Raw genomic sequence first — 19,986 nt, forward strand, 5'->3', positions numbered from 1 at the left:
TCCGGAAAGATCATGCTCAAACAATAGTCTTGCGGAAAAACGAGTTGCGTTCGACGCGCCTTGCGGTGACAAGGCCGCATGCTTTCCATCACCAACCTCTCCATCCGCCTCGCCGGACGCCTTTTGATTGACCAGAGTTCCGTGCAGATCACGCCCGGATCCCGCGTCGGCATGGTCGGGCGCAATGGCACCGGCAAGTCGACCCTGTTCAAGGTGATCCGGGGTGAGCTGGCGGCCGAGCACGGCACGGTGACCCTGCCGCCGCGCTGGCGCGTCGGCAGCCTGGCGCAGGAGGCTCCGAATGGTCCCGAAAGCCTGATCACGGTCGTGCTCAAGGCCGACCTCGAACGTGACGCGCTGCTGCACGAAGCAGAGAGCGCGACCGATCCGCATCGGATCGCCGAGATCCAGACCCGGCTCGTCGACATCGACGCGCATTCGGCGCCCGCACGCGCGGCTGCGATCCTCTCCGGCCTCGGCTTCTCCGCCGCCGATCAGCTCCGTCCCTGCGCCGAATTCTCCGGCGGCTGGCGGATGCGCGTCGCGCTCGCCGCGACGCTGTTCGCCGCCCCCGATCTGTTGCTGCTCGACGAGCCCACCAACTATCTCGACCTCGAAGGCACGCTGTGGCTGGAGGATCACCTCGCGCACTATCCGCGCACGGTGATCGTGATCAGCCACGACCGCGACCTCCTGGAAAGCTCGGTCGACCAGATCCTGCACCTCGAGCGCGGCAAGCTCACGCTCTACAAAGGCAGCTATTCCTCGTTCGAGGAGCAGCGCGCCGCGCGCGAGCTGCTCGATGCCAAAGCGGTCAAGCGACAAGAGGCCGAGCGCGCCCGCCTGCAGGCCTTCGTCGACCGTTTCAAGGCCAAGGCCTCGAAGGCCCGCCAGGCGCAGTCACGCGTCAAGATGCTGGAGCGGCTGAAGCCGATCACGGCGCTCGTCACCGAGGACGTGCGCGAGATCAGCTTTCCCGCGCCGGAGAAGATCCTGTCGCCGCCGATCATCGCCGTCGACAACGCCTCGGTCGGCTACGATCCGGCGAGTCCCGTGCTGGGCCGCGTGACCTTGCGCATCGACAATGACGACCGCATCGCGCTGCTGGGAGCCAACGGCAACGGCAAGTCGACACTGGTCAAGCTGCTCGCCGGGCGCCTGGCGCCGTTCTCGGGCAAAGTGACGCGCGCGGACAAGCTGTCGATCGCCTATTTCGCGCAGCACCAGCTCGACGAGCTCAACGAGGACGCCTCCGCCTACGACCACGTCCGCAAGCTGATGGGCGATGCGCCCGAAGCAAAAGTCCGGGCGCGCGCCGGCGCGATCGGCTTCTCCGGCAAGGCCGCCGACACCAAGGCGGGCAAATTGTCGGGCGGCGAGAAGGCGCGGCTGCTACTCGGCCTTGCCACCTTCTTCGGCCCCAACATGATCATCCTGGACGAGCCCACCAACCATCTCGACATCGACAGCCGCGGCGCGCTCGCGGAGGCAATCAACGAGTTCCCCGGCGCGGTGATCATGGTCTCGCACGACCGCTATTTGATCGAGGCCTGCGCCGATCGGCTCTGGATCGTCGCCGACCGCACCGTCACCAATTACGACGGCGACCTCGACGAATACCGCCGCCTGGTGCTATCGGCGCGCAATGCGGAACCCGCGCCGCGCGAACGCAGTGCGCCAAGCGAAAAGCCGCAGCGTCCGAAGTCGGACAATCGCGGCTCGCTGAGGAAGCGCATCGCGGAGGCCGAAGCCGAGATCGCCCGCGTCGGCGACATCATCGCCAAGATCGACACGGCGCTCGCCCTGCCCGACATTTTTACGCGCGATCCCAAGCAGGCCGCGCAATTGTCAAAAGCGCGCGCCAATGCCGCCGACGCGCTGGCGCGCGCGGAAGAGCAATGGCTGGAGGCGAGCACGCAGTTCGACGAGGCGGCGGGGTAGATTCAAAACCTCGAAAACAACCCCATGCACAGTACAGGTAATGAATCACCTAGCCGCAAGTCACTGAACCGCGTGATCTTTACTCAATCCGCATATTGCCCCGCCGCCTTGATGATCGGCGCCCAGCGATCGACCTCGCTGGCCAGCATCGCACCTAACGCCTCCGGCGTCGCCTTGTCCTGCGGGACCGGCTCGGTGTTGATGTCGTTGAACCGGGCGATCAATGTAGGATCCCTCAGCGCGGCCTGAAGCGCCGCCGTCAGCTTCTGAACGACCGCGGGCGGCGTGCCCTTGGGAGCATAGAGGCCGTGCCAGACGCCGAGCTCGAAACCCTTGAGGCCGGCCTCGTCAGCGGTCGGCAGATCGGGAAGGCTCTTCAGCCGCTCCTTGGTGGTGATCGCATAGGCCTTGACCTGTTTGGCCGTGATCGGGCCGGTCGTGTTCGTCGCCTGGTCGCAGGTGAGATCGATCTGCTTGCCGAGCAGATCGTTCATGATCGGACCATTGCCCTTGTAGGGCACCGTGGTGAGCTGCTTCTGGATCGCCGTCATGAACAGCATGCCGCAGAGATGCGATGCCGCACCTAACCCGGCATTGGCATAAGTCAGCTTGTCGCCCTGCTGCTGGGCGTAGGCGACCAGTTCCTTGAGCGTGTCGGCCGGGAAATCCGGACGCGCGATGATGGTCATCGGCGCATTGGTCACAAGCCCGATCGGCGCAAAGGCCGTCTTCGTGTCGTAGCTCAGATTGCGGTACAGCGTGGCCGCGGTCGAAATGCCGACGTGATGGACCAGCAGCGTGTAGCCGTCCGGCTGGGCACGCGCGGCGCGGGTGGTGCCGATCGTGCCGCCGGCGCCGGTCGCGTTCTCGACGATGATCTGCTGGCCGAGCGATTTCCCCATCGCCGCCGCGGTCAGGCGCGCGATGGTATCCGTCGGTCCGCCCGCGGCGTACGGCACCAGCACGGTAATCGGCCGCGACGGATAGTCCTGGGCAACCGCCGAGCCGAGCGACATGAGCAGAGCCGATACGAGGGCAATGAACCGCACGATTTCCTCCAGTTTTTTTCTCACGCCATATGAGCGCATTCTCGGCCGCACCGCCATCACGAAAGCGATTTCAGCAAAAGTGTCGCAATCACGATCATGATCGCGCATCCGACGCGGGTGGATATCGGTTGCGCATGGTCTCTCCGGAAAACCGCTTGAAAAGGCTCGAGCAAACATTCGCTGATTTTGGTCACGCGCATGCGCTGTCAATTCGCGACGACGAACAGCTTCGAAACAGACGTAGCACATGGCGCGCAACAGACCTGCGCAACGAGGCGGGTATCGGCATCAACCTATCCGATGAGCCTTGGCTCGCGCAGGTTCACTCGCCTCGTGCCGATGAAGGCATGACGCTCAGCGTCTATTCGCTCAAGCCGGACTCGAACTGGAAACCGCTCACCCGCCAACTCCTCGTGAGATCGAGAAGATGTGGCCCCAGAAAACCACGTTCCGGGGACTGAGCGGTCAGGTCCTGTCGTTCGAAGATGCAACGAAGGGACGGCCATAGCCCGTCCCGCAAGCTCGCCTTACGCCGACTTCTTCTTCGGCTTCGGCTTGGCCGTCTTTGGCATGACCGGCGCTTCCGGCGTGCCCTCGATCGAGGACAAGCGTCCGGACGTGAACGTGTAGATGCCGGCGCGCGGCCCGCTCGTCCAGGTGACCACCGCGACGCGACGGCCGGCGGCGTCATTGGAGAGATTGACGGTCGAGGGCGCGCCGATGCCGCGCACCACGTCGCACTCGGTGTGGCCCAGCGCGACGGTGCCGCCCACGGGCGCCGTCGTCGATGCATTGGCGTCGGCCGGCCCGGGCGGCGGCGCCATGCCGGGACAGGCGCCGTCGGCGCTAACCAGATCCTCGGCGCCCACCGGCTTGTCCGGGGTCAGCGGCGGCGATTCGATCGAGATGTTCTTGATGAAGAGACGCCCCGGTCTCTGGAACCATTCGGCATCCTTCGACAGCAGATCGGTCCCCGAGCAGCCCGCGAGCAGCGGCGCTACGGCGGCCAACGCAACTATGAGCGAGCCGGGAAGCTTTTGATGTCGCACGATAAACTAAATTCCCCGCGTGAAGGACCAGCCCTAAGCGATTGTCCCAACATCACTTTGCGGCACGAAGGTGGCCAAAGCCAGCATCGCCCGGAAAGTACAAATTATCATTAATTGCGTTGGAGGGCTAATTCCGACGCTGCCACCGGCCCCGTTCGTCGGCCTGCCAATAGGTGACATCAAATCCCCGCGCCTTGCAATCCGTCCAGGCTGTGCGGGCCAAAGCGAGCGCATCCGGATCGTCGCCGTTGAACAGCAGCACCATGCGCTCATAGCCCTGCGCGTCCTCCGGCAGTGCGGCGTTGTCGACCAGGAAGCGGACATTGGCGCGGTTGGGATTGCCCTCCTCGATCGCCAGCACGATCGGCTGATCGGCGGCATCGTTCACCCGCCACGTCGCGTGCGGCAGGAAGGAATCGTCGCGATAGGTCCACAAATGCGCGTCGAGCGCGTCGGCGCGCTCCTCCGAGGTCGATTGCACCACGACGCGCCAGCCGCGCTCGAGCGATTTCTCGAGAAGCGGCGGCAACACGTTCTCTACCGTCATGTTTTGCAGATGGTAGAACAGCACTTCGGTCATTTGGTCACTTGCGCTCGTAATGGTCGGCGACCAGCCGGTCGAGCAGGCGGACGCCGTAGCCGCTTCCCCAGCTCTGGTTGATGTCGGTCTTCGGCGCGCCCATGGCGGTGCCGGCGATATCGAGATGCGCCCAGGGCGTGCCGTCGACGAAGCGCTGCAGGAACTGCGCGGCCGTGATCGAGCCGCCATGGCGGCCGCCGGTGTTCTTCATGTCGGCGAACTGGGAATCGATCAGCTTGTCGTATTCCGGCCCGAGCGGCAGGCGCCAGACCTTCTCTCCGCTCTCGAGGCCGGCCGCGAGCAGGCGCTCGGCGAGTTCGTCGTTGTTGGAGAACATGCCGGCATGCTCGGTCCCGAGCGCGACCACGATCGCACCGGTCAACGTCGCCAGATCCACCATGAATTTCGGCTTCAGCTTCTTGGCGACGTACCAGAGCACGTCGGCGAGCACGAGGCGGCCTTCGGCGTCGGTATTGATGATCTCGATGGTCTGGCCCGACATCGAGGTGACGATGTCGCCCGGCCGCTGTGCATTGCCGTCGGGCATGTTCTCGACGAGGCCGATGGCGCCGACCACGTTGGCCTTGGCCTTGCGCGCCGCCAGCGCGTGCATCAGGCCGACGACGCAGGCCGCCCCGCCCATGTCACCCTTCATGTCCTCCATGCTGCCGGCCGGCTTGATCGAGATGCCGCCGGTGTCGAAGCAGACGCCCTTGCCGACGAAGGCGACCGGCGCCTCACCCTTCTTGGCCCCGTCCCAGCGCATGATCACGGTGCGGCTCGGCCGCGCCGAGCCCTGGCCGACGCCGAGCAGCGCGCCCATGCCGAGCTTCTGCATCGCCTTGACGTCGAGCACCTCGATCTTGACGCCGAGCTTGCGGAGCTGACCGGCGCGGCGCGCGAACTCCTCGGGGAACAGCACATTCGGCGGCTCGTTCACGAGGTCGCGGGCGATGACCACGCCGTCGACGACGTGGCCGGCCGAGGCAAAAGCCTTCTTCGCAGCAGTTGCGTCGCCAACCGCCAGCGAGATGTCGGCGCGCGAGCCGCCCTCCTCGCCGTCCTTCTTCTTGGTCTTGTAGCGGTCGAATTTGTAGGCGCGTAAGCGAAGGCCCGAGGCGATCGCGACCGCCTGCTCGCTCGTCATCGCGCCGCCGGGCAATTCCGCCATGATGGTCATGGCAGCTGTACCGGCCGTGAGCTTGCTCGCCGCCACGCCGCCGAACTTGAGGAAATCGCTCGCCTTCAGGCTCGCCGGCTTGCCGGCCCCGATCACCACCAGACGGGTGGCTTTCACGCCCTCCGGCGCCAGGATGTCCAGGGCCGCCCCGCTTTTACCTCTAAAGCCGGAGGCGGAGGCCGCCCGCTTCACGAGGTCGACAGCGCTTCCGAGCGCCTTGGCCGTCGCCGGGCCGAGCTTCAGGCCGTCGTCGCAGAACACGACCAGGATGCCACGGGCGGCAGCAGACAACGGGACGAAGCCGACCTTGATGGCATCGGACATGGGTAACTCCTCCAAAACATGGGGCTTTTTGCCGTTCTGCGGTCCCGGCCACAGGCCGGAGCTGAACGACGATTCACTGGACTTTACCCACTATGGGCCACCGGCCCGGCAGATGCCAAGCACCGCCGTGGCCGCCAGGCCACATCGAGCGAAATATTAACCATATATTGAGGGTGCCACGGGGCAGCCATTTTGTTGACGGATCAACGGGATGGTAGTGAGAGAGTAAGCCGGTGGAAGCGGTGGTTGGCCGACCTTGGGGATCCCCTGACCGGGATTGGTCGGACAGCCGGAGTTGCGGCCTGCAGTGGGGCTTGGTGGGATTCGTGCGGTAGCGCATGGGGTCGATCGATAGGTATATTTTCCGCACGACGCTGGCGTCGTTTGCGCTGGTCCTGGTCAGCCTCACCGGCGTGATCTGGATTACGCAGGCGTTGCGCGGCATCGACCTGATGACGAGCCAAGGTCAGACCATCCTTACCTTCCTCGGCATCACCAGCCTCGTCATTCCGGCGCTGGTCCTGATCATCTCGCCGATCGCGCTGATGATCGCGATCTCGCACACGCTGAACAAGCTCGCGACCGATTCCGAGATCATCGTGATGAATGCCGCCGGCTTCTCGCCGTTCCGGCTGTTCTATCCGTTCTTCTACGCCACCTGCGTGGTGGCGGCGCTGGTCGCCTTCATCGCGGCCTATCTGGCGCCCGACGGCATGCGGCGGATCAAGCAGTGGGACGCCGAGATCACCGCCGACGTGCTCACCAACATCCTCCAGCCCGGCCGCTTCGCCCAGCTCGACAAGAACCTGACGATCCGGATCCGCGAGCGGCAGCCCGGCGGCATCCTGGCCGGCATCTTCATCGACGACCGCCGCGATCCGAACGAGCGCGTCTCGATCGTCGCCGAGCAGGGCGAGGTCGTGAAGAACGAGAACGGCTCGTTCCTGGTGCTGAAGGACGGCAACCTGCAGCGCTTCGAGGCCGGCAAGCGCGATCCCGCGCTGGTGGCGTTCGGGCGCTACGGCTTCGACATGTCGAAGTTCGGCAATCAGGGCCGTGACGTCACCCTCGGCATCCGCGAGCGCTATCTCTGGGAGCTGTTCTCGCCATCCGAGGACGATCCCGTCTACAAGCAGATTCCCGGGCAGTTCCGCTCAGCCCTGCACGACAGCCTGCTCGCGCCGGTCTATCCCTTTGCCTTTGCGGTGCTGACCTTCGCCTTCCTGGGTGCGCCTCGCACCACCCGCCAGAGCCGCAACTTCTCGATCGGCTCCTCGATCTTCGCGGTGTTCGGCCTGCGCATGGCCGGCTTCGCCTGCTCGGTGATGGCGGTGAAATCGCCGGGGGCTGTGCTCGTTCAATACGCGATGGTCATCGGCGCCATCGGCATCGGGCTGTGGATGATCATCGGCGGCATCGTGGTCGAACCGCCTCCCCGCCTCGTGGAGGCCATCAACAGGTCCAACGCACGCATTGCGCGGCTGTTCGGACGGCCGGCCACAGCATGAGCATGCTCACCAACACACTCGGGCGCTATTTCGCCGGCCGCTTCGTCGTCGCGGCGCTCGGCGTGTTCGCGAGCATTTTCCTGCTGCTGGTGCTGGTCGACTACATCGAGATGGTGCGCAAGACTTCCGGCCTTGCATCCGCCTCCGCGATCATGGTGGCCGAGACCTCGCTCTTCCGGGTGCCGCAGCTTCTGGAGAAGCTGACGCCGTTCTGCATGCTGATCGGCGCCATGACCTGCTATCTCGCCCTCTCCCGCCGGCTCGAGCTCGTTGTGGCGCGCGCCGCCGGCATCTCGGCCTGGCAGTTCATCTCGCCGGCGCTCGGGAGCGCGCTCGTGATCGGGGTCATCGCCACCGTCGCGTACAATCCGATGTCGGCCAATCTGCGCGAGCTCTCCAAGCGCATGGAAGCGGAGCTGTTCGGTTCGGCACCCGGCGGCGGCATCCAGGACGCCTCCGGCTTCTGGCTCAATCAGGTGACCAGCGACGGCCAGACCATCATCAACGCCGCGCGCAGCGAGCAGCAGGGCATCCGACTCACCGGTCTCACACTGTTCCGGTTTGACACACAGCAGCACTTCAAGGAGCGCGTCGAGGCGCGCGAAGCCACGCTCGAGGCCGGCCATTGGCTGTTCAAGGGCGTCCGCCGCTTCACGCTGGACGGGCCGCCGGTCGACCAGGCCAGCCTGGAGATTCCGACGACGCTGACCGAGGCCCAGGTCCGTAACAGCTTTTCCACACCCGAGACTGTGTCCTTTTGGCAACTACCGAGCTACATCCGCTCTTCCGAAAGCTCAGGCTTCGCGACAGCCGGATATCGACTCCAGTATCAGAAGCTCCTGGCGCAGCCGTTTTTGCTCGCCGCCATGGTGATGCTCGCGGCCTCCGTGTCGTTGCGCTTCTTCCGGATGGGCGGCGTGCAGAAGATGGTTTTGAGTGGCGTGGGCGCAGGCTTTCTGCTCTACGTTCTGTCGAAAGTAACTGAGGACTTGAGCAAGGCTGAGTTAATGCATCCGATCGCTGCGGCGTGGTTGCCCGTTGTTGTGGGCGGCCTCACCGGCTTTTTGGCCTTGCTCTATCAGGAGGACGGTTAGTGACTGCCGTCCAACGAGGGCGCGTGTCTCGTTTGACGCGGCGTACTTTGGTGCGCGCGAACGGGGGTGGCTTGTCTATTCGCAGGCTCCTGCTGGCTGTTGCCGCCGTGGCATCGCTCGGCGGGCTGATCGACGTTGCCGCCGTGGCCCCCGCCTCTGCCCAGAGCTTCACCTACAATCCGCTGCCGCCGCGTCCGAAGCCGCCGAAGGTCGCCAACGACAACCAGATGCTGGTTCAGGCGACCGAGGTCGACTACGACTACAACAATTCGCGCGTTTCCGCGGTCGGCAACGTCCAGCTGTTCTACAACGGCACCAGCGTCGAGGCCGACAGGGTCATCTACGACCAGAAGACCAAGCGGCTTCATGCCGAAGGCAACATCCGCATGACGGATGCCGACGGCAAGATCACCTATGCCGAGATCATGGATCTCTCCGACGACTACCGCGACGGTTTCGTCGATTCGCTGCGCGTGGACACCGCCGACCAGACCCGCATGGCCGCGAGCCGCGCCGACCGCTCCAGCGGCAACTACACGGTGTTCGAGAACGGCGTCTACACGGCCTGCGCGCCGTGTAAGGACGATCCGAAGAAGCCGCCGCTGTGGCAGGTCAAGGGTGCCCGCATCATCCACGACCAGCAGGAGAAGATGCTGTATTTCGAGACGGCGCAGCTCGAGTTCTTCGGCGTGCCGCTCGCCTACATGCCCTACTTCTCGACGCCCGACCCGACCGTGAAGCGCAAGACCGGCTTCCTGATGCCGGGCTTCACCTCCTACACGACGTTCGGCTACGGCGTGGAAGTCCCGTTCTACTGGGCGATCGCGCCCGACATGGACATGACCTTCAGCCCGCGCATCACGTCCAAGCAGGGCGTGCTGTTCCAGACCGAATTCCGCCAGCGCCTGATGGACGGCGCCTACCAGATCCGCCTCTACGGCATCGACCAGCTCGATCAGAAGCAGTTCTCCGGCCTGCCCGGTGACCGCCAGTTCCGCGGCGGCGTCGAGACCAAGGGCCAGTTCGCGCTCAACGACAAATGGGTCTGGGGCTGGGACGGCGTCCTGCTGTCCGACTATTATTTCATGTCGGATTACCGCCTCGCGCAGTACCGCGATCCGCTCGGCTCGTTCCTGAACCTGCCGACCGACGCGCTGTCGCAGCTCTATCTGACCGGCGTCGGCAATCGCAGCTTCTTCGACGCGCGGACAATGTACTGGCTGAGCTTCTCGGGCAACCAGAGCCAGGTGCCGGTCGTCTATCCCGTGATCGATTACTCGAACGTGCTCAACTATCCGGTGTTCGGCGGCGAGTTCAGCTACAAGACCAATTTCGTGAACCTGTCGCGCGAGACCGCGGTGTTCGATCCGATCACGACGCTCGCCAACACCAACGGCCTGTGCACCACCACCTCGGCCGATCCGCTCGCGCGGACGCCGTCGCAGTGCCTGCTGCGCGGCTTCCCCGGCACCTACACTCGCCTCACCGCCGAAGCGCAGTGGCGCAAGTCCTATACCGATCCGTTCGGCCAGATCTGGACGCCGTTCGCCAGCCTGCGCGCCGACGCGATCAATTCCTCGGTCTCCAACCAGCCGGGCGTGTCGAACTATCTGCCCGTCGGCGACACCCAGGCATTCCGCCTGATGCCGACCGTCGGCCTCGAATACCGCTACCCCTTCATCAACGTTCAGCCCTGGGGCTCGACCACCATCGAGCCGATCGCGCAGATCATCATCCGCCCGAACGAGACCTATGCCGGCAAGCTGCCGAACGAGGACGCGCAGAGCATGGTGTTCGACGCCTCGAACCTGTTCAGCGTCGACAAGTTCTCCGGCTACGACCGCGTCGAGGGCGGCGGCCGCGCCAATGTCGGCGTGCAGTCCACCACGCAGTTCGACAGGGGCGGCGCCGTCAAGGTGCTGTTCGGCGAGTCCTACCAGCTGTTCGGCCTGAACTCCTTCGCGGTCCGGGACTCCATCAACACGGGCTTGGATTCCGGTCTCGACAAGCCGCGCTCGGATTACGTCGCCAGCGCCAGCTACTCGCCCAACCGCACCTACACCTTCAGCGTCCGCTCCCGCATGGACGAGCAGACCTGGAACGTGCAGCGCTTCGAGGCCGAAGGCCGCGCCAATTTCGATCGGTGGTCGATCAGCATGCTGTACGGCAATTACGCGGCGCAGCCGGAGCTCGGCTACCTGACGCGCCGCGAGGGCATCCTGACCTCGGGCTCGCTGAAGGTCGCGACCAACTGGGTGGTGACGGGTTCGGCGCGCTGGGACCTCGAGGCCAACAAGATCAACCAGTATGTGCTCGGCGCCGGCTATGTCGACGATTGCTTCGTGCTGGCGGCTAACTATGTAACCTCGTACAGCTACTCCGCGGGCACGACCCCGCCCACGCTGAGCCACGCGTTCATGTTCCAGATCGGTCTGCGCACGCTGGCGACCTCGTCGACGACCAGCAGTTCCGCCGGCGGCTTCCAGTGAACGGTTTGAAGTGACGGCCGCGCGGTCCCGATCGCAGGTTCACCGCGGCTGACATACGAGCGACAACAATGACTACTCCATTGCCTGCCTTCCGCGTCCTCCTCGCCATCGGTGCCGGGCTGGTCCTGACCGGCCTGCCCGCGCCGTCGCGCGCGCAGAACATCGTCGTCATGGTCAACGGCGATCCGATCACCGATTTCGACATCGACCAGCGCGCCAAGCTCGACCAGCTGACGACGCAGAAGGCTCCGGCCCGGCAGGAGGTCATCAACGAGCTGATCGACGACAGGGTGAAGCTCAAGGAGGGCAAGAAATACGGCGTCGATCCCGGTGTCAGCGACATCAACCAGTCCTACGAGGGCATGGCGCAACGCATGCGCATCTCGCCGGATCAGCTGACCAAGTCCCTCGAAGCCAAGGGCGTCCGACCTGAAACCCTGAAGGGCCGCATGAAGGCCGAGATGGTCTGGACCAGCCTCGTGCGCGGCCGCTTCAAGGAGAAGCTGCTGGTCGGCGAGCGCGACGTCGCCCAGGCCGTCCAGGCCCAGACCGGCGACAAGCTGCAGGTCGAGGGCACCGAATACAAGATGCAGCCCATCGTGCTGATCGTGCCGCGCGGCTCGTCCCCGGCCTTCCAGGAGACGCGGCTGAAGGAAGCCGAGCAGTATCGCTCCCGCGTCGGAAGCTGCGAGGAAGCCAATTCGCTGTTCCGCTCGACGCCGAACGCCACCATCCGCGAGGCCGTCACCAAGACGACGGCCGACCTGCCCGAGGCGCTGCGCAAGGTGCTCGACGACACTCCGATCGGCCATCTGACCGCGCCGGAGGTGACCAAGGCGGGCATCGAGATGGTGGTGCTGTGCTCGCGCAAGCCGACCATGATCGACACGCCGAAGAAGCGCGAGGTCCGCGAGAAGATGTACCAGGAGAAGTACGAGAAGACCCAGAAGGCCTATCTCGAAGAGCTCCGCAAGGCGGCGATGATCGAATATCGCAACCGCTGATGGCCGACGCCCCGATCAAGCCCCTCGCCCTGACCCTGGGAGAGCCCGCGGGCATCGGCCCCGACATCACGATTGCAGCCTGGCTGCGGCGCCGTGAGTTGAACCTGCCCGCCTTCTACCTGCTCGGCGATGAGGCCTTCGTCGCGCGGCGCGCGGAGGTCATCGGCAAGGCGCTCGGCGCCGGGATCCGGATCGCCTCGGTGAGCCCCGCTGAGGCCGCGGCCGCTTTCGCCGATGCCCTGCCCGTGGTCGCGACCGGCGTGCGCGCGACGGCCGAGCCCGGCAAGCCCGACGCCACCAGCGCGCCCGCCGCGCTCGCCTCGATCCGTCAGGCGGTCACGGATGTGCGCGAGGGGCGCGCCGGCGCCGTCGTCACCAATCCGATTGCCAAGAGCGTGCTCTACCGCGCCGGCTTCCGTCATCCCGGCCACACCGAATTCCTCGCCGAGCTTGCCGCCGAGGACGGCCGCGTGCCGCAGCCGGTGATGATGCTGTGGTCGCCGCGGCTCGCCGTGGTGCCGGTAACCATCCACGTCTCCTTGCGGGAGGCGCTGAGCCAGCTCACCAGCGAATTGATCGTCTCGACCGTGCGCATCGTCGCGAGCGAGCTGAAATCCCGCTTCGGCATCGCGCGGCCGCGCATCGCGATCTCCGGCCTCAATCCGCATGCCGGCGAGGACGGCTCGCTCGGCCATGAGGAGCAGACGGTGATTGCGCCGGCGCTCAAGGTGCTACGCAATGACGGCATCGAGGCCAGGGGGCCGCTGCCAGCCGACACCATGTTCCACGAAGCTGCGCGCAACCTCTATGACTGCGCGGTCTGCATGTATCACGACCAGGCGCTGATCCCGATCAAGACCGTCGCCTTCGACGACGCGGTCAACGTCACGCTCGGCCTGCCCTTCATCCGCACTTCGCCCGATCACGGCACCGCCTTCGACATCGCCGGCACCGCCAAGGCCAATCCGGCCAGCCTGATCGCGGCGCTGCAGCTTGCAAGCCGCATGGCGGCTGCGAAAACCTGATGAGCGCGATTGACGACCTCCCGCCGCTGCGCGAGGTCATTCGCCAGCACGCGCTGTCGGCCAGGAAATCGCTCGGTCAGAATTTTCTGCTCGACCTCAACCTCACCGCGCGCATTGCGCGCGCGGCCGCGCCGCTCGAAGACTCCACCATCGTCGAGATCGGCCCGGGCCCCGGCGGGCTGACGCGCGCCCTGCTCGCGCTCGGCGCCCGGCGCGTCATCGCGATCGAGCACGACGAGCGCGCGATCCCGGCCTTGCGGGATATTTCCGCCCGCTATCCTGACAGGCTCGAGATCGTGCATGGCGATGCCATGACGTTCGACCCGCGTCCGCTGCTCTCGGGCGAACGCGCAAAGATCGTCGCCAACCTGCCCTACAACATCGCGACCCAGCTTCTCATCAATTGGCTCACGATCGAACCCTGGCCGCCCTGGTACGACATGATGGTGCTGATGTTCCAGCGCGAGGTCGGCGAGCGCATCGTCGCGCGTGAGGATGAAGAGGCCTATGGCCGTCTCGGCGTGCTCGCCAACTGGCGCTGTGAGACCAAGATCCTGTTCGATATTTCGCCGTCCGCCTTCGTGCCGCCGCCGAAGGTCACCTCCTCCGTCGTGCGCCTCAAGCCGCGCGCGGAGCCGCTCCCGTGCGATCGCAGGCTGCTCGAGCAGGTCGCGGCCGCCGCCTTCGGCCAGCGCCGCAAGATGCTGCGCCAGAGCCTGAAATCGCTGGGCGTCGATCCCGCGCGACTTGCCGCTGCCGCCGGCGTCGATGCGACGCGGCGCGCCGAGACGATTCCGATTTCAGGCTTTGTTGCCATGGCCCGTGAATTGGCGGATATACGCAACGAAGAAGCATGATCCGGAAAAGTGCGAAGCGGTTTTCCGAAAGAGATCATGCTCAAACAATGAGCTAATTTCGGAGGAAGGAATATGGCGTTGATGCGTCGGCAATCCCTGGTCAAGTTCGATGCGCCGCTGTGCGAGACCATCGTCGACACGCCGAAGCCGCAAGGCCGCGAGGTCCTCGTCCGCATCGAGCGCTGCGGCCTCTGCCATTCCGACCTGCACATCCAGGACGGCTATGCCGATCTCGGCGGCGGCAAGAAGCTCGACACCACGCGCGGCATGACGCTGCCCTTCACGCTCGGCCACGAGATCGCGGGCGTCGTCGACGAGGTCGGCCCTGACGTTCCCGCCGGTCTGGTCGGCGCGAAGAAGGCCGTGTTTCCCTGGATCGGCTGCGGCCAGTGCCGCGACTGCGCCAATGGCGACGAGAACCTCTGCGCCAAGCAGCGCTTCCTCGGCGTCTCCATCGATGGCGGCTTTGCCACCCATGTGCTGGTGCCCGACGCAAAATACCTGCTCGACTACGATCCCCTTCCCGTCAACCAGGCCGCGACCCTGATGTGCTCGGGCGTCACCGCCTACGGCGCACTCAAGCGCCTGGTCGATCGTCCGCGCCAGCGTAACCTGCTGCTGATCGGCCTCGGCGGCGTCGGCATGATGGGCCTGTCGTTCGCGCAGGCGATGTTCAAGCAGCCGATCACGGTCGCCGACCTCTCGCCGGCCGCGCGCGAGACCGCGCTGAAGAACGGCGCGGCCGTCGCCTACGATCCGGCCGAGCCGGAAGTGATCCGCCGCATCCTGAAGGAGACCGAGGGCGGCTTCGACGAGGTCGTCGATTTCGCCGGCAACGAGAAGTCGATGGCCTTTGCGGTCGCGGTCGCCGCACGCGGCGGCAAGGTGGTGGTCTCCGGCCTGATGGGCGGCCAGTTCACGCTGCCGATGGTGCAATGGGTCTACAAGCGCCTGACCGTCGAAGGCTTCATGGTCGGCACGCTCGCCGAAGGCCATGAGCTGATGGCGCTCGCCCGCGCCGGCAAGATCAAGCCGACGCCAATGCGCGAGGAGCCGATGGGCGACGTGCAGAAATGGATCGACGAGCTTCGCGCCGGCAAGGTCGTCGGCCGCATCGTGCTGAAGAACTAGGGTGCGAGGAACCTGAAGCTCCCTGCGGCGAGATCGAATGTCTCGCCGCGGAACACCGGCGGCTACGCTGCGTTGGCAGCACATGTCCATACGTTGCACCGTCGAGAGCGCATTCTTCATTGCCTGGAGCTGCCTGGAGCAGAGCGGCGAGCTCGGCACGCCGGACGAGACCGCAAACTTTCTTCTCGACACCATCGAAGCCCAGCTCAGGAAGGGCGAACGCCGGCAGTTGATGCTCGCGAACCGGGCGATCGACGCCTGGCGCGCGCACGCGGCCACGCGCCGGCCGCATGAGGCGCGCTTCGGATGACCGACGGCGGCATCGTCCCGGTCTGCCACGCAGCCATCGCTTTCCACTGGACACCCCAGGGTTTTGCCGGATTCCGATAGCGATTTCGTCGTGCCTCACTCGACCGGGACTTGCCGCCGGGAAAAGCACAACTTGCATCGGCCCATGAATGGCCGTTCAATGGCGGTTTAGGCCGACGCCGCGCTATTTTTTGGTTTTCTGGAATGCGAACTTTTCTCATCATTCTCGGCATCTGGCTGCTGATCAACGTGCTCTTCGTCGTCATCATGATGCCGCCGCGCAAGCCGCGGAAGCCGGATCGTCCGCGCTCATCGGCGGGCCTCGCACCTGCAGCCATCGAGCCCAACGCCTATCCTTTCGACGAGGACGAGAAGGTCTCGCTTCGTCACACCATCATCGCCATTGCGATGGGCGCGCTGTTCTCGCTGACGCCGCCGCTACTGCAGGCGATCGACGACATCAAGCGGCTGGTCGGGAAGTACCGCAAGTCCGGCGAGCCGCCCGAAGCCGCGGACAGCGAACGCTCGTTGGAGACGGTGTCTGAAGACCTCCGCACGCGCGAGAATCGCACGACGGCCGGCGAATCCTCGACCGATGATCGGAACGCGCCGAAGCGCTAGCGCTTAGATTCTCTTCGCAGATTCCACTTCGCTCGCGACATTGGAACGTCGCGCGCCTTCCGCCGTTGGCCTTCCACCAAGGCAACGACCACGTCGGAGCCGAACAGCAGGCGCAGCCTGCTCCGCAGAACACGCAAAACATCGATAGCGAGCGTGGGATGAACGATCACGCATGGGGGATCGAAAAGAGGAGAAGCGAGTTGATCAATCTGGGCAAGTGGTACGACCCCATCTCCGAGCGCTGGATCGCGCCGCGCGAACCGCGCCAGGAGACAACATCGTCCCGGGTGAGCGAGAACCACGTCCTCGAGCTCGAGAGGACCGTCGAAGTGCAGCGCATCTGGCGCGCACTGGTCGATTGCTGCGCACGCGACTGACATTCGCCGTACGCGTCGAAACCGGAACCTCCAGTCAGCAATGCCGTTGTCATTTGCATGAGCGATCCCGCACTCCCCGCACGGCCGATCGCGGCTGCGATACGCTATCTGTCGATCATCGTCGGTTGCGCCTGCCTGCTTCTCGCCACCATCTGCTTTGCCATCGCGGCACAGGTCTTCATTCAAACCGGCGTCTTTGCGCAATCCTACGTGATGGTGGGACTCGTGAGCACCGTGCTGGGGCTTCTGGCGCTGATGCTGGCGCGGGTGTGGAAGTAGGTGCTTGCGAAGTCGGTAGTCCGTAGGATGGGTTGAGCCCTTGCGAAACCCATCACTTACCCCACGTCGCTCTCCGTATTCATGACCTTTCTCGAACTGATCGCCCGTCCAATCCACGGGATAGTTGCGTAGGGTGGGTGGTGCGAAGCGATACCCATCAATACGGCATTCGCGCAAGGCGATGGGTCTCGCAAGAGCGAGACCATCCTACGGGCTCATTCACGTTTCCATCCCCTCATTCACCAAGAACTCGTACGTCCAGAGCCGTTTTTCCCGTGGCTAGGCTGACAGCCAGTTCTTCCGCGAGAGCCTTGCGATCTACCAACACTTGAACCTCGCCACTTAGAACCGAGGTCATCATGCGAGCAGTCATCAAGGGACGCCCCTGAACGCTGAATTCAATTCGCCGACCGACGTATCGCGCGGTAAATTCTGCATAGTCCGCCTTCGAATGTTCATCGAGACGGATATTTAGCGCTTGATGATTATCGATCGTGCTTGTGAGACTTGCTTCTTTGACTCGAAGAGAGAGTTGCTGTGCTTCAGCCGATACATGCCAAGTGACCAACACCACCAAGGCGACGAGGAACGCCACAAGAAAGCGAACGATCGCAAGCCTCTTCATGGTCACACCGTTTTCGCCACTGATCTGCCCACATCTCCCCCTCATCTCCAAACGGCGCGACAACATCCATGATCCGCTTGCTCGCCCCCTTCATTCCGCACAGGTGAGTTCGCTTAGTCCGCAGTCCCTAGGATGCGTGGATACCCATTAATGTGACATTCGCGCGAGGCAATGGGTTTCGCAAGGGCTCAACCCATCCTACAGGCTGCTTCGCCATCGCGGCACAAGTCTTTGTGCAGACCGGTGTGTTCGCGCAATCCTACGCGATGGTGGGACTCATCGGCGCCGTGCTGGGGCTTCTGGCGCTGATGCTGGCGCGGGTGTGGAGATAGGTGCTCGCGATAGACCGTCCTCGTCACGGATATTCATGGCTTATCCCGATAACTCCAAGTCGGATTTATCGGCTAATCAAATCAACGCCGCGCCGCTAGCTCTGCGGCATGACCATTCAATCCTCCTCCCCAGCCGCGCCCTGGAGCGCGGTTCTTGCACTGTCGCTGTGCGCCTCGACGCTGGTGGCCTCCGAGTTCATGCCCGTGAGCCTGCTCACGCCGATCGCGACCGACCTGCACCTGAGTGAGGGTCAGGTTGGGCAGGCGATCGGGGTGTCCGGCCTGTTCGCCGTACTCACGAGCCTGTTCATCGCGGCCGTGACCAGCGGCGTCGATCGCCGCTCCCTGCTGCTCGCACTGACCGCATTGATGTTGTTGTCCGGCAGCGTCGTATCCTCGGCTCCCGATTACGTGATGCTCATGGCTGGCCGGGCGTTGATCGGGATCGTGGTCGGCGGCTTCTGGTCGATGTCGGCGGCCACCATGATGCGCCTCGTCCCCGCCGGCGATGTGGCGCGGGCGCTTGCCATCCTCAACGGCGGCAATGCGCTGGCCACCACTGTCGCAGCGCCGCTGGCGAGCTTCCTCGGCCAATATATCGGCTGGCGTGGCGCATTCTTCTGCGTCGTGCCGATTGCGGCCGCGACGCTCGTCTGGCAATTCCTCACCCTTCCCGCAATGCCCGATCGAAACAGGTCCGACGCTGCGGCCACGTTCCGTGTCTTGCGCCGGCCGCAGGTGGCCTACGGCATGCTCGCCGCCGCGCTGTTCTTTCTCGGGCAGTTCTCGCTCTTCACCTATCTGCGCCCGTTCCTCGAAACTGTCACCCACACAAGCGTGTCCACCCTCTCTGCACTGCTTCTGATCCTGGGCGTCGCAGGACTCGTTGGCACATCGTTGATCGGCTTCATCCTCAGGCCGCACCTCCATGCCGCGCTGATCGCCATGCCGCTCGCCATGGCGGCCATCGCCATCGGCCTCGTGACCTTCGGATCCTCGCTCATCGCGACGACCATTTTGCTGGCGTTGTGGGGCCTGATCGGAACTGCAGCGCCCGTGGGCTGGTGGAGCTGGCTGGCCCGGACCCTGCCGGACGATGCGGAGGCCGGCGGCGGCCTCATGGTTGCGGTCGTCCAGCTGGCGATCGCGACAGGCGCCGCCTTCGGCGGCCTGCTCTTCGACGGCATCGGTCATCGGGCCACCTTCCTGTTCAGCGCCCTCACCCTGTGCTTGTCGGCCGGCGCCATCTTTCTCGGCACGCGTCGCCAAGCTCCGAAACCTGCCGATGCGGCTCACGACGGATGCACCAGCGCTGCGCGCTCATGAGGCACGCTTATCGCCGGGCTTCGGGGTGACGCCGGAATGGGCCGGAGTTCAAAGCGGCCCTCGCCTCCCGTCGGGCAAAACACCCGTCAATCCCTCCGCGCAAAAATATTCCACTTTCCCGAATTTCGGATTTATGGCATAAGCGCCGTCATCCCGGCCCTGCCAAAGGGGCGTTCGCGACCGTCACGAGATACGGGCCGGGCGGCGGTGGACGCGGCAGCGTCGACGCGATTTTGCGTGACGACGGGGCGGGCAACCGTGAGTTCTCACGCGACGCGGTACGACACGGCGCAGTTGCAGCGGCCTCGCCGGTCGTCAGGAGTGAGCACGCGCCAGCCCCTGATGATCCGGCAAGACCGCCCACGGACGGAGAAGTCGTGTGGTCCTGACGCCCGGGGTCCGTGCGTCAAGGCTTGCGGTGATGTGGCGGCCCGACCGGGTGCGCGCATCAGTGATCCTGCAAGGCGACGGGGGCAATAGTGCATCGCTCCCCGGGGAGAGCACGAAGGACACCGTTAAAACCATCCGCGCAGGGAAGGCCGGGCGATCCGGCGAGACCTGTGATCCACCCCGTGTGCACCTTCCGTAGCGCACGGATCTGCCGGTGCCAGCCGGCACCCGGCCTTCCCTGCGCCCTTTGGCATCCAACGGGCGACAAACGACAGCACGCCTCGGGCAGGAGTTGCCGCGAGAAGCGCATTGCCATGGGGAACTCTCATGCGAGCAGAACTTGTGGCGACCTTCCGGTTCTCGGGAACCTGGACCTGACGTCGTAAAAGTCTGGCCGAAAAAGGCCCGCAGCGCGGCGGAACGAACGCGCCGCGGGCCCAATTCAAGCCACATCCTCTCCGGATTTGCGGCTCATTGCCACCCAAGTCTTTGACGA

General features: G+C 64.8%; 20 protein-coding genes. 15 read left to right on the plus strand and 5 right to left on the minus strand.

Annotated elements, in window-relative coordinates; translation table 11 throughout:
• The first annotated feature begins 78 nt into the window (after positions 1-78).
• Positions 79-1,941, plus strand: coding sequence for an ABC-F family ATP-binding cassette domain-containing protein (locus tag JQ603_RS05720; protein ID WP_212337229.1), 1,863 nt, complete (start codon positions 79-81; stop codon positions 1,939-1,941).
• 83 nt (positions 1,942-2,024) lie between these two features.
• On the opposite strand, the gene JQ603_RS05725 is transcribed toward JQ603_RS05720, so the two are convergent.
• Positions 2,025-2,990 carry a tripartite tricarboxylate transporter substrate-binding protein gene (locus JQ603_RS05725; protein ID WP_212337231.1) on the minus strand — a complete coding sequence of 322 codons (966 nt, stop codon included), beginning with the start codon at positions 2,988-2,990 and terminating at the stop codon, positions 2,025-2,027.
• Positions 2,991-3,124: 134 nt separating this feature from the next.
• Here JQ603_RS05725 and JQ603_RS05730 point away from each other — a divergent pair, with 134 nt between their 5' ends.
• Positions 3,125-3,451: a hypothetical protein gene (locus JQ603_RS05730; RefSeq protein ID WP_212337233.1), complete on the plus strand. Its 327-nt coding sequence runs from the start codon at positions 3,125-3,127 to the stop codon at positions 3,449-3,451.
• A 66-nt stretch (positions 3,452-3,517) separates the two neighbouring features.
• Here JQ603_RS05730 and JQ603_RS05735 read toward each other — a convergent pair whose 3' ends face one another.
• From JQ603_RS05735 to JQ603_RS05745, 3 genes are all read right to left on the minus strand, one after another.
• A complete protein-coding gene (locus JQ603_RS05735) occupies positions 3,518-4,000 on the minus strand; it encodes a hypothetical protein (protein ID WP_212338225.1) in 483 nt (160 codons plus the stop codon).
• Positions 4,001-4,166: 166 nt separating this feature from the next.
• A complete protein-coding gene (locus JQ603_RS05740) occupies positions 4,167-4,619 on the minus strand; it encodes a DNA polymerase III subunit chi (protein WP_212337235.1) in 453 nt (150 codons plus the stop codon).
• A gap of 4 nt (positions 4,620-4,623) precedes the next feature.
• The gene (locus JQ603_RS05745; protein ID WP_212337237.1) at positions 4,624-6,123 is read right to left on the minus strand and encodes a leucyl aminopeptidase; all 1,500 of its coding nucleotides are present in this window, start codon (positions 6,121-6,123) and stop codon (positions 4,624-4,626) included.
• Between the two features lie 338 nt (positions 6,124-6,461).
• Between JQ603_RS05745 and lptF the strand changes: the two genes are divergently transcribed.
• The 11 genes from lptF (at position 6,462) to JQ603_RS05800 (ending at position 16,817) form a co-directional block, all read left to right on the plus strand.
• Positions 6,462-7,631: an LPS export ABC transporter permease LptF gene (gene lptF, locus JQ603_RS05750; RefSeq protein ID WP_212337239.1), complete on the plus strand. Its 1,170-nt coding sequence runs from the start codon at positions 6,462-6,464 to the stop codon at positions 7,629-7,631.
• On the plus strand, positions 7,628-8,725 hold the full coding sequence (lptG, locus tag JQ603_RS05755; RefSeq protein WP_212337240.1) for an LPS export ABC transporter permease LptG: 1,098 nt from the start codon (positions 7,628-7,630) through the stop codon (positions 8,723-8,725). Before lptF ends, lptG begins: the two co-directional genes overlap by 4 nt.
• Complete coding sequence (locus JQ603_RS05760) at positions 8,725-11,214, plus strand: LPS-assembly protein LptD (protein WP_212337242.1); 2,490 nt, start codon at positions 8,725-8,727, stop codon at positions 11,212-11,214. The genes lptG and JQ603_RS05760 overlap by 1 nt, the downstream gene beginning before the upstream one ends.
• Before the next feature lie 68 nt (positions 11,215-11,282).
• Positions 11,283-12,218, plus strand: a complete 936-nt coding sequence (locus JQ603_RS05765; RefSeq protein ID WP_212337244.1) for a SurA N-terminal domain-containing protein — start codon at positions 11,283-11,285, stop codon at positions 12,216-12,218.
• Positions 12,218-13,243, plus strand: coding sequence for a 4-hydroxythreonine-4-phosphate dehydrogenase PdxA (gene pdxA / locus JQ603_RS05770; protein ID WP_212337245.1), 1,026 nt, complete (start codon positions 12,218-12,220; stop codon positions 13,241-13,243). The genes JQ603_RS05765 and pdxA overlap by 1 nt, the downstream gene beginning before the upstream one ends.
• Entirely contained in the window at positions 13,243-14,100 is an 858-nt protein-coding gene (gene rsmA, locus JQ603_RS05775) for a 16S rRNA (adenine(1518)-N(6)/adenine(1519)-N(6))-dimethyltransferase RsmA (RefSeq protein ID WP_212337247.1), read from the plus strand. Before pdxA ends, rsmA begins: the two co-directional genes overlap by 1 nt.
• Positions 14,101-14,172: 72 nt before the next feature.
• The gene (locus JQ603_RS05780) at positions 14,173-15,231 is read left to right on the plus strand and encodes an alcohol dehydrogenase (protein ID WP_212337249.1); all 1,059 of its coding nucleotides are present in this window, start codon (positions 14,173-14,175) and stop codon (positions 15,229-15,231) included.
• An 82-nt stretch (positions 15,232-15,313) separates the two neighbouring features.
• Complete coding sequence (locus tag JQ603_RS05785) at positions 15,314-15,541, plus strand: hypothetical protein (protein WP_212337251.1); 228 nt, start codon at positions 15,314-15,316, stop codon at positions 15,539-15,541.
• Between the two features lie 203 nt (positions 15,542-15,744).
• Complete coding sequence (locus JQ603_RS05790; RefSeq protein ID WP_212337253.1) at positions 15,745-16,161, plus strand: phosphonate metabolism protein PhnM; 417 nt, start codon at positions 15,745-15,747, stop codon at positions 16,159-16,161.
• Between the two features lie 158 nt (positions 16,162-16,319).
• On the plus strand, positions 16,320-16,538 hold the full coding sequence (locus JQ603_RS05795; RefSeq protein ID WP_212338278.1) for a hypothetical protein: 219 nt from the start codon (positions 16,320-16,322) through the stop codon (positions 16,536-16,538).
• 57 nt (positions 16,539-16,595) lie between these two features.
• Entirely contained in the window at positions 16,596-16,817 is a 222-nt protein-coding gene (locus JQ603_RS05800) for a hypothetical protein (protein ID WP_212337255.1), read from the plus strand.
• A gap of 235 nt (positions 16,818-17,052) precedes the next feature.
• On the opposite strand, the gene JQ603_RS05805 is transcribed toward JQ603_RS05800, so the two are convergent.
• Positions 17,053-17,442 carry a hypothetical protein gene (locus JQ603_RS05805; RefSeq protein WP_212337257.1) on the minus strand — a complete coding sequence of 130 codons (390 nt, stop codon included), beginning with the start codon at positions 17,440-17,442 and terminating at the stop codon, positions 17,053-17,055.
• Between the two features lie 152 nt (positions 17,443-17,594).
• Here JQ603_RS05805 and JQ603_RS05810 point away from each other — a divergent pair, with 152 nt between their 5' ends.
• Together JQ603_RS05810 and JQ603_RS05815 are read left to right on the plus strand one after the other, a co-directional pair.
• Positions 17,595-17,774, plus strand: a complete 180-nt coding sequence (locus JQ603_RS05810; RefSeq protein WP_212338280.1) for a hypothetical protein — start codon at positions 17,595-17,597, stop codon at positions 17,772-17,774.
• 108 nt (positions 17,775-17,882) lie between these two features.
• Positions 17,883-19,100 carry an MFS transporter gene (locus tag JQ603_RS05815; RefSeq protein WP_212337259.1) on the plus strand — a complete coding sequence of 406 codons (1,218 nt, stop codon included), beginning with the start codon at positions 17,883-17,885 and terminating at the stop codon, positions 19,098-19,100.
• Positions 19,101-19,986 lie beyond the last annotated feature (886 nt).

The sequence above is a fragment of the Bradyrhizobium liaoningense genome (assembly GCF_018130825.1).
Lineage (GTDB): Bacteria > Pseudomonadota > Alphaproteobacteria > Rhizobiales > Xanthobacteraceae > Bradyrhizobium > Bradyrhizobium liaoningense_B.

Coding starts and splice junctions, on each gene's coding strand:
- JQ603_RS05720 (WP_212337229.1), top strand. CDS start 79: ATGCTTTCCATCACCAACCTCTCCATCCGCCTCGCCGGACGCCTTTTG.
- JQ603_RS05730 (WP_212337233.1), top strand. CDS start 3,125: ATGGTCTCTCCGGAAAACCGCTTGAAAAGGCTCGAGCAAACATTCGCT.
- JQ603_RS05740 (WP_212337235.1), bottom strand. CDS start 4,619: ATGACCGAAGTGCTGTTCTACCATCTGCAAAACATGACGGTAGAGAAC.
- JQ603_RS05745 (WP_212337237.1), bottom strand. CDS start 6,123: ATGTCCGATGCCATCAAGGTCGGCTTCGTCCCGTTGTCTGCTGCCGCC.
- lptF (WP_212337239.1), top strand. CDS start 6,462: ATGGGGTCGATCGATAGGTATATTTTCCGCACGACGCTGGCGTCGTTT.
- lptG (WP_212337240.1), top strand. CDS start 7,628: ATGAGCATGCTCACCAACACACTCGGGCGCTATTTCGCCGGCCGCTTC.
- JQ603_RS05765 (WP_212337244.1), top strand. CDS start 11,283: ATGACTACTCCATTGCCTGCCTTCCGCGTCCTCCTCGCCATCGGTGCC.
- pdxA (WP_212337245.1), top strand. CDS start 12,218: ATGGCCGACGCCCCGATCAAGCCCCTCGCCCTGACCCTGGGAGAGCCC.
- rsmA (WP_212337247.1), top strand. CDS start 13,243: ATGAGCGCGATTGACGACCTCCCGCCGCTGCGCGAGGTCATTCGCCAG.
- JQ603_RS05780 (WP_212337249.1), top strand. CDS start 14,173: ATGGCGTTGATGCGTCGGCAATCCCTGGTCAAGTTCGATGCGCCGCTG.
- JQ603_RS05785 (WP_212337251.1), top strand. CDS start 15,314: ATGTCCATACGTTGCACCGTCGAGAGCGCATTCTTCATTGCCTGGAGC.
- JQ603_RS05790 (WP_212337253.1), top strand. CDS start 15,745: ATGCGAACTTTTCTCATCATTCTCGGCATCTGGCTGCTGATCAACGTG.
- JQ603_RS05795 (WP_212338278.1), top strand. CDS start 16,320: ATGAACGATCACGCATGGGGGATCGAAAAGAGGAGAAGCGAGTTGATC.
- JQ603_RS05800 (WP_212337255.1), top strand. CDS start 16,596: ATGAGCGATCCCGCACTCCCCGCACGGCCGATCGCGGCTGCGATACGC.
- JQ603_RS05805 (WP_212337257.1), bottom strand. CDS start 17,442: ATGAAGAGGCTTGCGATCGTTCGCTTTCTTGTGGCGTTCCTCGTCGCC.
- JQ603_RS05815 (WP_212337259.1), top strand. CDS start 17,883: ATGACCATTCAATCCTCCTCCCCAGCCGCGCCCTGGAGCGCGGTTCTT.